Here is a 13,585-nt window from a genome sequence, read left to right as displayed (position 1 = left end):
GGCGGATTAAGGTTAAGGCCCCTTGTTTATATCAGAGCCTTGTTATCTACACTTCAACTCGCGATCTGTTATTACTAACAAATCGTCAAGGACTTCACCATTTAGATCAGAAACCCAACAATAATAACCCACCTCAACTTCATCAAGAACAATATTAAAGTATGTTTCTATATATGGAACAGCCTTAAACTCATGCTTGAAACATAGCTTATTAGCATGAAACTCATACTTGAATTTTCTAGTTACGGAATTATCTATATCAAAATCTTTGGAACTCACCCATTTTTTTGCCCCCTCAAGAGCTTGAGATTCAAGCCTATTATTAACTGCTAACTTATCTAAATTATTTAATAGTTCATCCATCTTTCAGACTTCTTGCCATAAAGATAACGTTTTCACGCACACCGATTGTAGCAGAGAAAACTTACGATCAAAAAACAAAGTTAATTGAAATTTTCAGGGAGAAAACAGTGCATTGCGTTGCAAAGCGGGTTTTGATCTAGAAGCCGGCACCGCGCTCCCACACAATGGCTAGGCCACATTCGTAAGCGAAAAAGACAAAGAAGACCAAGAACCCTCACTTTAGTTGGCACATATATTTAAAGTAAGATTTCGATAGAACTCTGAACAAGGATTTGCTGGTCTAAACATTAATCATCAAGCAGATAAATTTTGTTTCAGCAAAGTTTATGCGGGAAGCTATCGATCGAGCTTCGGAGAAAAAGCAATGCACTTACCGGGAAGATTCTTTTCGAGTCACTTCGTGATAATACTAGCGGACAGGTGTTTTACTTTGAAAGTTTTGGTGGAGATCAAAATCATTTTGACGGGTGAAGTTGTTTTCCAAAAACGACCCGGTCAGGGCTTCAAAAGTACAAAGAGAAATCGATTTGTCTGACTTCAGAAAGAAGCTAGCAAGTTAATAACAAGCTTGAGGTTTAAGGTGCCGGGTAGCTAGTGCAATCCCCGAGCGTATACATTACTGCATGCCCTTCTCAACCGGCGCTTCTGCTACCGCAGGCCAGACCAGTCCCGCCCTTGTTACTACGAGCAGCAGTACAAAAGACATCTCCAATGCGAGGAAAACGCCAATAGGGTGATTGGGTACGCCGCGTAACAACAGGTAGAGCAAATAGCTCATAGCAAGCAGATTGCCCGCAAGTGTAACGTTAAGGCCGTAACCACGTTCTTGCCAGAGTGGTTTGCAGAGCAGGAAGTTCAACACCGCGGTGCCGGCAAGCATCATGCCGGGCAACATCAACAGCAAGCGACGGGATAAACCCATTCCGTCGCTGGTTACCAGTGGCCAAACGGCTGTAAAGTGACCTTGAGCTCCGAGGGTGAGGAACAGCCCCAGAATTACTGCGCCGATGGCAGCAAGCCGATACAGTGCATTACGTTGCAAAGCGCGTGTTGGCCTAGAAACCGACATCGCGCTCCCCTACGGTGGCCAGGCCACATTCGTAAGCGAACACGACCGCCTGTGCACGATCGCGTAACCCCAGTTTGGAGAGCAAGCTGGAAACGTGGGTTTTCACAGTGGCGGGGCCAATAAACAGAGCCTCGGCAATCTCGGCATTGCTCTTGCCAGCGGCGATGGCCTCCAGTACCTCACGCTCGCGAGTAGTGAGGCGTTCCAGGCGTTCTGACAGGTTGCGCCCTGCCCCCAATTTCTGTGCGAACTGGCTGATCAGGCGTTGAGTGATGCCCGGTGCAAGCATGGCACCGCCCTCTGCTACGGTGCGTACTGCCTGCACCAGTGCCTCCGGGGGAATATCCTTGAGCACAAAGCCACTGGCCCCGGCCCTCAACGCACGAAACACGTATTCATCGGGATCGAACGTAGTCAAAATAATGACACGGCAAGTTGCATCACTAGCTTCCAGGATGCGTGCCGTGGCTTCCAGCCCGTCCATCTCCGGCATGCGGATATCCATCAGGATGATATCCGGCTGATGCGCTCGTGCGGCTTTAACTGCCTCAATGCCGGTACCCGCCTCGGCGACCACCTCAATATCGGGCTCATTGTTCAGGATCAGCGCAAAACCACACCGTACCAAAGCCTGGTCATCCACCACCATCACTCGCAACATTATGTTTTCACCATTCCTGTAGGTAGTTGTGCATACACCTCAAAACCACCACCATCGACCGCGCCCGCATACAGATGGCCGCCGAGCAATTCCGCGCGCTCGCGCATGCCTGCAATGCCGTGCCCACCGCCAGGCTGCTCGTCAATAGTTGTTTCCACCATGGGCCGGTCGCCAATGGTGTTGCCATCATCGGCTACACGAATCACTAGAGTCTCATGGTCTACGCGCAGGCTCACTTGAACCCGCGCAGCGGCTCCAACGTGCTTGATGACATTAGTGAGAGATTCCTGAACGATACGATAGGCGGTGAGAGCGACGCTGGTCGGTACATTCTCCAGCATGCCGTGGGTTTCGTAGTCGACCTCGCTTAACACCTGCCGGACCTTTTCAATCAGAGCCGGTAAATCATTGAGACCCGGTTGCGGCGTGAGCGCGGTGTCGCTACTGGCCGGGCGCAGTACGCCAAGTAGATGGCGCATTTCTGTCATGGCCTGACGGCCAGCAGCCTCCACCGAAGCCATGGCCTCACTGGCGGCTTGCGGGTTATTGCGGCTGATGGCCCTGGCGGCACCGGCTTGCACGGTCATAAGGCTCACCTGATGCGCCACCACATCATGCATCTCGCGGGCGATTCGTGTGCGCTCGGCCGCTACCGCACGCTCAGATTCGGCATTGCGTTCGCGCTCCAAATACTCAGCTCTCTCTTCCAGTAAACGGAGATATTCGCCGCGAAAACGCAGCCGACGACCGATATACCACAACGCCCATACCAGCATCACCGTTACTGTGCCTGCCGCAGTTGGTTGAACCGGAATACCCTGATCAATCGCCACAAAAACCAGCGTTGCGATGACTCCGATAAAACTGGCTCGGGTATTGGCCTCGTAGCGGCCAAGGCTATACAGCGAAACCGCCATGGCAACGATGCCATCCGCCGGTAAACCCAGTTCCAGCAATATTGTTGCGCCGAGAATAACGGCCTGTACCTGCCAGGGGTGTGTGCGACGCCACAACAGAGCGAAGGAGCCAATGAACGCACACTGGAAAGCAATAACATCCCCCAGATTTTGCATGGCCAGCTCTTCCCGCGCCTCGTCGCGCGACCACATCAGTAGCGTCAGCAAAAACATGAGCAAGGCGATGAGCAGATCAGTCAGGTGCGGCCAGCGTTCGAATGGCCCGCGGAAGGGCTGCCACACCGGAAGCTTGGGTAGTTCCGAGCTGGTGTTGAGCGGATTCGGCGCAGGTGTATTTAGGGACGACGATTTCATTTCCGCATGCTAAACCAGGCGCAACCAGCTGTCATGGGGCTTTCGGGGGAGGCGGGAGCAGTCGCATCTCCACCTTTTGGGGGAGGCCCGATTCCTGCCTGTGGCCGATGTGCGTGTGCCTGAAAAAACCGAACATGCTCGGCAGGCACATTCAGCCCAAGTACGCACCATAAACGCCTGGAGAAACCCCATGAACGACGCTGTACTCAGCCAAACACTGCCGCGATCATTCGACACCCGGCGGGCCGTTTACCTGTCGGTAAAAACCTGGTTCTGCATCGCGGCCATCGGCCATGCGATCTTCTTTGCCTATATCCTGGCCGTCTTCTACCCACCCATTGCCGAATCGGGGGTGCACGGCTTGAAAGGACTGCACCTTCCGGCAGGATTCCGCGAGGGAGATACACTGGGTAATCTCGCTTCGGTGAGTCACGTGCTATTGGCCGCAATTGTAATCGGCGGTGGGCCCCTGCAGCTGATCCCTTCAGTGCGACGGCATGCCCCCAACTTCCATCGCTGGTTGGGACACAGCTATCTGCTGACTGCCGTCATCGCCAGTGTTGCGGGGCTCTACATGACCTGGACGCGGCACACTATTGGTAATCTGGTATCACAGATCAGTATCACCATGGACGGCATACTAATTTTGATGTTTGCCTTTCTGGCGGTGCGTACCGCGATGGCCAGACGCTTTGCTGAGCACCGTCGCTGGGCCTTACGCCTATTTATGGCTGCCAGTGCGGTGTGGTTCTTTCGTGTAGCCTTGATGGGCTGGGCAATGCTCACCGGCGGCTGGGGAGTCGACTGGGAATCTTTTACCGGGCCATTCCTGTATGCACTGGGCTTCGGCCAATACCTCCTCCCGCTGGCCATGCTGGAATGGTATTTTCACTGTCAAAAGCGTGGAACCGCACAAGGTACTCAGATTGCTTTTGTCAGTACCCTGATACCTTTGACTGTGTTTATGGCCATTGGTATTTTTGCCGCTACGATGGGAATGTGGTTGCCACGGATCTAAGGTTAATCGAGCTGATAATCGTGGATTTCTTACGCGGATTTGGCTGTAGAGGTTCACGACTCGTAAATTCAACTTTGTAGGAAAACTCGAATGGCAAACCTAGGCACCCGCCAAATAAGAATATAAATCGCCAAGACTATCAACCGGAGAAGAGATCTATGTACGTATCGGAAACGAGCGAAAGCAGGCAATGGGAAGCGTTGAAAGTAGATTCTCCAAGGAAGGAGGCCCAAAAAAAAGAGCCTTAATAATCTCTATAGAGACAACCCTAGCAAATAACGGTGTATAAACCGTGCTTGACTCAGGCCACGCGTCGGCCCAGAGCCGCAAAACGGTAGAAAGTCAGTCGCTGTGTAGCCGATTCTTAACCTTGAACCGAGAATGCCTCGTGGTACACAACCTCTCCCTGCGGAAAATTGCTACCAAATGACAGTGCCTGGAAGTACTCTGCTGGAACCCCTGGCAAAACCAATCCATCGATCACCTTGAAGCCAAAGCGCCCATAATAATTAGTATCCCCAAGTACTACACAACCCTCTGCCCCCTTTTCTTTAAGGTCTGCAAGAGCTTTCCCCATAAGTTTCGAGCCAACTCCCCTTCCTTGATACTCAGGTAGTACTGAAATCGGCCCAAGTCCAAACCAGTTGGTCGAGTTATCAGAAATGTTTACTGGTGAAATGGCAACGTGACCTACAATTTCTCCATCTGACTCAGCCACCAGAGATAAAGATAATGCACCTGCCTTGCGAAGACCCTCCACAATAAGCTGCTCAGTGTGATTAGTATGTGGAGCATCCCGAAATGCTAGGACTGTAACTCGGTGGATTGTCTCAGCATCTCCACCACTTTCATTACGAATTTTAATATTCAATTTATGATCTCTTAAAGAGGTTAACAGTTAATTCAAAAATAGCTGCTCTATATTATGCATCTTTACATTTACAAAATTTATCATACCTACTATACAAAGAACACAACCCAGGCCCCAACCTTACCTTCCGGCTTTAAGCCACTTTCCAAGTGAACTCATCAAGGAATGCCCACCGCAGTTTGAGCACCGGTAGAAAAGAAAGAGATTGATAAAAAATACCGAAACGGTAAAGAATAACAGCTGGGAATATTATTTCGGCTACAGAAGAGGAGGCTAAAGGGGCAAATATTTAAAGAAGAAAGAGTATGCTTTTTTGCTCTTGTTTTTGTCCGAGCTTCTTATAAATTCTTGAATTAAGCTAGGTGGCATTTTTCATTTGTACATTTCTCCCCATTAAAATCTCTTCCCTTGACATAGCTACTCACTGCTTCCTGTTCCTTACCGATTTTTTATTCACCACGATTTCAAAAGGGCTATAGGATATTCTGATCCATCTCCACACTTGACCATGAGTGAGTCCCGGCAAAAATTAGAAATAGCACCAAAGCTCCCATTGGATAAGGAGCTCTGTGGGCTACCTAACCACAAACACGTCATATGGCGCGGAAAAGGTCAATCATCGATTTAATTTGCCCTGACATTTGAATAGGCTAAGATGGTGAAAGCATTGCGGATTGTATTGCATTTGTCGTGTTTTTTAATATCTCTCTAGCTTTCGCCTCCGAAATTGAGTGCGCAGTCAAGATAGGTCGCTGGCATTTAGGATATGCGCAATCATGCCGATTCGGTGTATAACGAGTAAGGCAATTTGCGTCTGCACCAGCTATTTTAGCCATGCTTAACACCTAAATAAAAATAATTTATTAACGGCACAACATTAATGACTGAGCTGGTTACTTACTTGCAGACAGCTCTCAGTAAAAAAGACGTTAAAATATACACACCTACAGGTGAGAATAAAAATATTCCAATATTTGGTACCGACTACAAAGAAGACTTTAAAATCATACAAAGCATTTAAAATTAAAACTGACAGTTAGAATACAGCTATAGAAGAAGGCGCTTATGTTCACACAAGATTCCCCACTGACGAAGAAAATACTTGTTGGTGCTCATAATTGGGAATGGATACCTATCTTGGTAGCACGTGTGTCATTGGGGTTATTCTTCTCAGTATCTGGGTATAACAAGCTATTTGTACCTGAGAGACATGCAGACCTAATAAATTTAATGAAAGAAATAGGAGTGCCCTTTCATGAACTTATGGCTATATTTTTAGCTTCTGTAGAATTTTTTGGTGGCTTACTATTAATAGCAGGGCTTTTTTCTTCAATTGTTGCGATTATACTAATTATCGTAATGATTGTGGCTATCACCACTGTTGAAATTGAGCATGTCATCCCCAAAGGCATAGGGCCATTGGATTGGCTAAGCTGGTTTATTTACCTACCCCAAGTTTTATATATTATTTTATTTGTATGGTTAATAACTACAGGCCCTGGTCGATTTAGCTTAGATTACCTAATCGCTGATAAGCTAGGCATTAATGACCACAATTAAAGAAGTTGGACTGCTGTCATAGTTAGTACAGTTATTTCTTCAATCTTAATCCGAATCTGGCAACCCTATTGAAAACATATACCCCTAGACACCGACAAAACAGAAGTACAATTCATCTAGACTAACAGCTAAAAAGAATACTTAGAAAAATTAAAAATCAACCAGCCAACTTTACATCCTTTAATATGAAATTCGATCACCCTGAATAAATTGAAGAGACCCCCAAGCTTTAAAAGCCTATTGCCCACCTTCCCCATTAATTGCCCACCTTCCCCATTAAAAGCCCATCACCTACTCCGCCGCCAGGCACCAGGCATCGCTCACAATGCTTCCCGATCGGGAAACACCCTGAATTGATTTTCAGTAAAGATAAATAGGTAGAACTTGATTAAACTGCAAGATACATCAAGCCTGGATTATCGAACTAACTTGCTAAGTAATATACAACTATAGCTACCATCTGTCTTTTTTATTTATCATTACCAGCTACAGTGCCTGAAAATTATTGTAGTACTTAAACTCAAGTAAATTGCCCGCCGGATCTTTAACTACAAATTTACCAGCTTCATTTTCAGAGTCCTCGCCTCTCACTAGTGGTTCCAGTACAAATGGAATCGAACTGTCTTTGAGTAAAGCTAATACTTCACTCCACTGTTTTTTCTCAAGTAATGGGCCAAAGTGATCTATAGGCTTGGCTACCATTCCATCCTTTTCTTGATGTATAGTAATCTGATGCCCATAGAATATTACATCAATCCATTCTCCTGTATCTCGGCCTACAGTACAGCCAAGTAGATTTACGTAGAACTCCCTTGCCTTTTCTAGGTCTGGAACAACGAACGATAGATGAAACGGCTTGATATCTAGCACTCCTTTCACAAAGATACAGTCGAAGTAACCATTGGCTACCCACCAGCAAAGTATAAACTACCAAGACTATTGACTGAAGAAGAAAGTTAAACGAAGCATGAAGAACCAGCTGGCCAAGTTGGTTCGAGATAAAAGAGTAAAATATATTCATTACTCTGGAAAAAATCCCTAATCACTGGGAACCTGACACCCACCTTTAACAAGTCGAGACTCTCTACCCTTATGTTCACCAAACTGAGACTACAGGCACCACTTATTACCAAGCTTCCCCAGCTCAGAATACTTACCTTGATCTTGAGTGTCAGCAGAAAACGAGCCGATTAACCATTAGCGCTCAACCGTCCAAAACTAAGAATTATTTACAGTGTCTCAGTCACAGTGCAGGAAGTGAAAAACGATCAAGTAGTTATGAACTTCCAAGCCCTAGGCCTCACCCTATCCACCGAGAAGAGATCTACCACCTTAGGCAGTCGAAAATCCAGTTTCATCCATTAGCGTCAATAAGTCATAAAAACTTTCAACTCGTAGAAAATATCCATCTCTAGACTGTTTGACGATGCAGCATAAGAGATGAAATTACGCCTATAAAATCCATCCACCAAATCAGATTTCACAATCATGTTTTCCGAACTAAATTCGAATATTTTACTGAGCGCAGGTGGAAAGTGTGTAACATTGCCTCAAACATTGACCAGAAAAATCACTCTGAAGTGGATATATAGATTAATTTTAACTGCTTTTAGGCAGCCGATTATGAGATTTAGTCTAAACTAATCCAGATTAGAATGACCCACCTTCACTATCAGATAAGTCGTAGTTGGCAAAGGGCGAGGTAAATCCGCTTAAGCTTGCCATAGCACTCAGGGGATTCAAAATGGAAAATCAGCACACCGTAAAAAGTACCCGATTTTGGCTATGGATTTCGATTCTTATCTTTGCTGCTTCCAACTCTGTTGTTGCGAAAATCGGGGAGCTCGGTGCCCATCATCTCATTAATGGAAACAATCCCATCTCTTTTTGCAATCTCTTGTTCGCAGGAAATCTCTTGGCGGGTATCACCCTTTTGATAATCTATAGAAAAGATTGGCGCCTCAGCATCTTAAAACAATACCCTTTCAAAGACTGGTTTTACATGTTTGTGCTCATCTTGATGTCTGGTGTTCTTGCCCCAGCTTTCTTTTTTATTGCTCTAATGATCACAGAGGTGACCAATGTCGTTTTAATCGCAACTTTAGATGCTCCCTTAGGACTCTTATTTGCTTTTTTAATGTTCCGGGAGAAGCCAACAGGGTTCTCAATAGTGGGTGCCCTTGTGGTAACGGTTGGTGTTATTGCAATTTTTGTGCTACATCAACCTCCGATGGAAGATCCAATGAGCATGAAAATGCTGAATCTTGGAAATCCAGCAATGAACCAATTCCTAGAAACCCTCCCCAAAGCTGGAGAAATTTTAACCGCTGTAGCAACACTCTTAGGCGTCATTGCCGTTCAGGTCAGTCGGAAACTGCTTGATCGCGTCCCTATTGGCGTCTTTTCAGTTTTCCGCATGCTTGCGGGTGTGATCCTCTTCTCGGTCATTGTCCTCTCTGTATTTGGAGCCAACCACTTTAACGACCTCCTTTCCCCATTCCTCTGGGTGTGGATGCTTGTATATGGAGCGGTCATTATTGTTTTTGGGCAGATCACCTGGTTTAAAGGGCTCCAAGGAGGGGCCAGCTCTGCCGACATCTCTATCGCTACCGCCATCACCCCCGTAGCAGGCACTTTCTTCGCCTTCGTTATCCTTCAAGAGATTCCAAACTTTGCTCAAATTATTGGAGGAATTATTATCATGGCCGGAATAGGAATCTCACTACTCGGTCAATATCGTGAACAAAAAGCCGTCGAAATGAAGTATGAAAAGCCATGCTCATTTAAGGGGGTATAAATCAGTATTTTACTGATCACATTTTACATTTAATTTAGAGTTACAGGTTTAAGTTAAATCTATCATTAAAAAGCTACACCATTATCTTACGTCTTCAAAATAAGTGTTCAGAAGCATAGGAAATTTAATTGACGGATGTGCTGATTAGAGGTTATTCAAGTATTTGACTTTCAATTCTTTTTAAATCTGCATGAAAAGCCGCCTCCATCTCTTCAAAAAAATCGTCAGAGGCTTCTTTATCTTTATTTTTAATTTTTTCCATCATTTTTTCCCGCCAAGCTTCAACACTTGCTTGAGATCTATATACCCTTTCAAAATATGGCTTAAGAGCATTTATTTTAACTCCTGCAACCAGCATATCTCTTTCAGACCTGGCGTTATGAAACTCCAGGACAGCTTTCCTTATACCTTTGTATGCTTTTTTACGCTCTTCTAGCTCTTTCATAAGGAGCTCTTGCCTTACTAATAATCTTGCCTTTTTTATATCATTATCATATGAAGCATTTAAAAGTAAATATTGGGATACACCGGTTAAGAAAGAACCAGCAAAAGCGGAGAGTAAAATAACTTTCCACTCTACTTTAACTTTCGACATAGATTTAACCTTAAAATATAATGTTTTAATGAAAACACTCAGAACAATGAAAAGCCCAACGTAAAACGTAAAGCCCGTCAACTGGCGCATATTTAAACCTAAAATCTAAATCCATTATAACATATAAAAAAGAACCATTTGAAACCAAGGTCTTTTAGTCACCCCAAATTTGCCGGATTAAACTGTAGTTAAAGGCTTCCTTATTAAAGTTTACATGTATCCAAAATACGTATTTAACTGTATTACTTGTCTAAGCAGGGATATATGGCGATCTTGTAAAAATTATTCTACTCAGACCAGGCTACATAATTAGATTAAGTACCGAACCGTCGACCCAACGCTTTGATCACATGCTTAAATCTGGAGCCAGCTGAGCCAGAGGTACTTTAATCATTCTCAAGCGGAATACTTGCATATAGATTATTGAGTTAAGATAAGAATTAAACTAATTGTTAGAGGGCGAATCCACGTCCCCTAAATTCCTTCTCATCTACCACAAAGATGATTTATATGGGGATCGAAAATTGATCGATTGTAGGGCTTGTAGAGAGTGAACCTAGATTCAATCATCGTAATAAATTCAAGACAATTTTTGAGCTATTACTCGATGGCTAATAAAATTACCCTTGTCAAACTTGCCAAAATCCATGATCAACAGCGCCATTGATATAAATAGAGAATATCCCTTTACCAGGTATCTCTAATGGTGGAACCGCAATCTTTGCCCCCTGAGCTTTAATAAAGCTTATGGCTTTTTCTATGTCCTCAACCAGCCAATATGGGCGAACTACGAGCTCTTCTGACTCTCGTAAAGGTCGACGCAAACCGACGATACTGCCATCTTTTAAGCTACATATTCGAGCTCCACCGAGAAGTTCATCGGCATCATCAAATCGGACATTATGAGCAGCTTCGTATGCTGCACATACTTTATCTACATTTAGAGTAACAATTTCTAAATGGTGTATTTTCATAATTCTCAATTGGTAGATTGAATTACAAATTCTTCAGATATGGTTACTGAATATGATGATATTACTCTTTGATTTTCTACAGGGTGATTCCGACATTTCTTTTAATTTATCCAAGCCATTTCAGTTGATTGCCCAAGCGACTTCTGTCGAGCCTTCTACTTTAATTCTACTGTGCGAAACAAAACTACAAGAATCTTCATGAGTTTCTGGGATTACCCCTCCTGTTATTAGAATAGGCATTAAGAATATACCTATCGTAGCAGTGGAAGCATTATCCATAAGAAGCTTTCCCATATTTGATTACACATGAATACGATAAAGAAAGATTAAGTCAACTTTCATATTATCCTTATACCTGATGACGGCAATTTACCCCCTCTCTATCCTTCTTTTAAGAGGGGGCAAAATATTTCTACAACTTGACTGCCTGCTGGGGCTTTACGGCGAGATCATTATAGAAACTCATTACCTGCTTACCATTTTTATCCTGCTCAATAACCATATAGGTCAAAGTATTCTCGAAATAGAAACTATTCTCAGACATTGGAATAATTTCGTATTTTGGACCACCACTTCGTTGAGAATAAAAAATCCCATCTTCCAAAGATAATGTCCTAACGGAATTTTCATCAATCTTATAGCTACCCAGAAGCCCTTTAACTTTACTTTCATCTAATTCGACTGATTTAAACTTCGGCACAGGTATATCAAGAACTTTAGCTGCTAATAACTTACTAATTAAACTTGGGTTACGGCTACTTAGATTACTTAAGACGGCAATGTACAAATCTTCAGATGGAATATAAAATGCATCAGTAGTAAAACCTGGTATACCACCACTGTGTGCTACCATGTCATATTCATTAAGTTTTCCGATGCCCAACCCATAGCCATAATTTGACATAGAATCATCATTCAACTTGAACGGTTCAATCATTTTCTGATAACTTTCTTTGGAAAGTACCTCGCCATCTCGTAAAGCTTTGAACCATATATCCAGATCTGTCACAGTAGATAAAAGTGCTCCAGCAGCATGAGGCCACATCATATCGATATACGTAGCATTAACTACGCCATCAGGTGATGTATCATAACCATTAGCCCTATTTGGGATAACTTTGGAACCACCATAGTAGCTAGATTTCATGCCGACTTTCTTAAAAATATTTTCATCGATAAAATCAGCATATGATTGCCCACTAGCAACCTCAATAATTTTTCCCAAAAGAACATAACCCGTATTCGAATAACGCATCTGCTCGCCTGGCTTAAATTTCATCGGGTGCTTGGCAAATCGAATTAGCATATCGTCAATGGTTGTCGGCAACCGTATTTCTTTAGCAAAAATCTCCTCATCTTCAGTGTAATTAGCAATACCAGAAGTGTGAGTTAAAAGATGCTCAATGGTTACATCACTCCCTTCAGTTGGAAAATCAGGTGCATATTTATGAATATTATCCGTTAGTGAAAGCTTACCTTGTTCCTGCAACATCATTATTGCTGCTGCAGTAAACTGTTTAGTGATAGAACCCAAGCGAAATACACTATTAGCTGTCAAAGGTATATTGTGCTCTAGATTTGCGAGGCCATGAGCCCCCTGGAAAATCACCTTTCCTTTTTTACTGACAATAACCGCGACACCAGGCTCACCTATTTTAACGTTTTCCACCAAAATTTGTTTGTAACGCCTTTGCCTATCCTCTACCACATCAGCAAAACACACATTTAAATTCAACATCAGCAGAAACATACCAAGTATTAATCTTTTCATTTTACCCCTATCCTTTTGAAACGAAGTTGTACAAAGAAGCTTCTCAAAAATCGAATATAACATTGATTTTAATTTTTATTAAAAAATTATTCCAATTTTCACTTTAAGTAACTGCTATCCTTACAGTTTACTTAATCAAAACTATCAACTTAAGAAGAGCAGTTTTCCGAATCAATATATGATAGGGCGAGACGCTGAGTAGTCCGGGTTTACTCTGAAGTAAAATTGATACCATGGTCTTACTTGCCATCTTCTAGGTGAGATTTTTGTACTAGATATATTGAGCTGTTCTGCTGTAGTGGGGATTACCATTCATGGCCAGGCAAGCTCCGTAGTCCAATTAAACTTGCAAGAGTTTCTTTGCTACTCTTTTCCATTTAAGTACATCTACCGTCTAAGAGACCACCACGCTCCTCCAGTAAGCCCTTTCATCGCAGAGCCCACTTACAGGTCATCAGTGGGAAGTTAAGATTTTAATACTAACTCTCAGAACCAGTGACATCCAAAAATTAAAACATACGTCTCACCTACAATACTAGGTGCTAAAAGTTGCTGATTAGAGACAGGTGTCCTCAACCAAAGTAGCCCTATAAATTATTATGTGACCGCTCTCCTAATAAAGTTAAAAAAGCTCA

At 43.6% G+C, this 13,585-nt stretch carries 12 protein-coding genes; 3 read left to right on the top strand and 9 right to left on the bottom strand.

Annotated features, from left to right (window positions below; genetic code table 11):
• Positions 1 to 42: 42 nt before the first annotated feature.
• From MJO52_RS09165 to MJO52_RS09150, 4 genes are all read right to left on the bottom strand, one after another.
• Entirely contained in the window at positions 43 to 363 is a 321-nt protein-coding gene (locus MJO52_RS09165) for a hypothetical protein (protein ID WP_252085636.1), read from the bottom strand.
• Positions 364 to 979: 616 nt separating this feature from the next.
• A complete protein-coding gene (locus MJO52_RS09160; protein ID WP_252085635.1) occupies positions 980 to 1,432 on the bottom strand; it encodes a hypothetical protein in 453 nt (150 codons plus the stop codon).
• Positions 1,419 to 2,093: a response regulator gene (locus MJO52_RS09155; RefSeq protein ID WP_252085634.1), complete on the bottom strand. Its 675-nt coding sequence runs from the start codon at positions 2,091 to 2,093 to the stop codon at positions 1,419 to 1,421. Before MJO52_RS09155 ends, MJO52_RS09160 begins: the two co-directional genes overlap by 14 nt.
• Entirely contained in the window at positions 2,093 to 3,364 is a 1,272-nt protein-coding gene (locus MJO52_RS09150; RefSeq protein WP_252085633.1) for a sensor histidine kinase, read from the bottom strand. Before MJO52_RS09150 ends, MJO52_RS09155 begins: the two co-directional genes overlap by 1 nt.
• Positions 3,365 to 3,554: 190 nt before the next feature.
• Here MJO52_RS09150 and MJO52_RS09145 point away from each other — a divergent pair, with 190 nt between their 5' ends.
• Positions 3,555 to 4,382 (top strand): DUF2306 domain-containing protein, encoded by an 828-nt coding sequence (locus MJO52_RS09145; protein ID WP_252085632.1) that lies wholly within the window; start codon positions 3,555 to 3,557, stop codon positions 4,380 to 4,382.
• Between the two features lie 364 nt (positions 4,383 to 4,746).
• Here MJO52_RS09145 and MJO52_RS09140 read toward each other — a convergent pair whose 3' ends face one another.
• A complete protein-coding gene (locus MJO52_RS09140) occupies positions 4,747 to 5,253 on the bottom strand; it encodes a GNAT family N-acetyltransferase (RefSeq protein WP_252085631.1) in 507 nt (168 codons plus the stop codon).
• A 1,065-nt stretch (positions 5,254 to 6,318) separates the two neighbouring features.
• Between MJO52_RS09140 and MJO52_RS09135 the strand changes: the two genes are divergently transcribed.
• Positions 6,319 to 6,813 (top strand): DoxX family protein, encoded by a 495-nt coding sequence (locus tag MJO52_RS09135; RefSeq protein WP_252085630.1) that lies wholly within the window; start codon positions 6,319 to 6,321, stop codon positions 6,811 to 6,813.
• A gap of 486 nt (positions 6,814 to 7,299) precedes the next feature.
• On the opposite strand, the gene MJO52_RS09130 is transcribed toward MJO52_RS09135, so the two are convergent.
• A complete protein-coding gene (locus MJO52_RS09130) occupies positions 7,300 to 7,683 on the bottom strand; it encodes a VOC family protein (protein WP_252085629.1) in 384 nt (127 codons plus the stop codon).
• Positions 7,684 to 8,557: 874 nt separating this feature from the next.
• On the opposite strand from MJO52_RS09130, the gene MJO52_RS09125 reads away from it, so the two are divergent.
• Positions 8,558 to 9,610 carry a DMT family transporter gene (locus MJO52_RS09125; RefSeq protein ID WP_252085628.1) on the top strand — a complete coding sequence of 351 codons (1,053 nt, stop codon included), beginning with the start codon at positions 8,558 to 8,560 and terminating at the stop codon, positions 9,608 to 9,610.
• Positions 9,611 to 9,761: 151 nt separating this feature from the next.
• On the opposite strand, the gene MJO52_RS09120 is transcribed toward MJO52_RS09125, so the two are convergent.
• The 3 genes from MJO52_RS09120 to MJO52_RS09110 all read right to left on the bottom strand — a co-directional run bounded on the left by MJO52_RS09120 (position 9,762) and on the right by MJO52_RS09110 (position 12,950).
• Positions 9,762 to 10,205, bottom strand: coding sequence for a hypothetical protein (locus MJO52_RS09120; RefSeq protein ID WP_252085627.1), 444 nt, complete (start codon positions 10,203 to 10,205; stop codon positions 9,762 to 9,764).
• A gap of 629 nt (positions 10,206 to 10,834) precedes the next feature.
• Positions 10,835 to 11,179 (bottom strand): VOC family protein, encoded by a 345-nt coding sequence (locus MJO52_RS09115; protein WP_252085626.1) that lies wholly within the window; start codon positions 11,177 to 11,179, stop codon positions 10,835 to 10,837.
• A gap of 412 nt (positions 11,180 to 11,591) precedes the next feature.
• Complete coding sequence (locus MJO52_RS09110) at positions 11,592 to 12,950, bottom strand: serine hydrolase domain-containing protein (protein WP_252085625.1); 1,359 nt, start codon at positions 12,948 to 12,950, stop codon at positions 11,592 to 11,594.
• Positions 12,951 to 13,585: the final 635 nt, after the last annotated feature.

Source organism: Microbulbifer variabilis (assembly GCF_023716485.1).
Lineage (GTDB): Bacteria > Pseudomonadota > Gammaproteobacteria > Pseudomonadales > Cellvibrionaceae > Microbulbifer > Microbulbifer variabilis_B.
The sequence above is the reverse complement of the archived record's forward strand: the minus strand, read 5'-3'. Positions and strand labels throughout refer to the sequence as shown.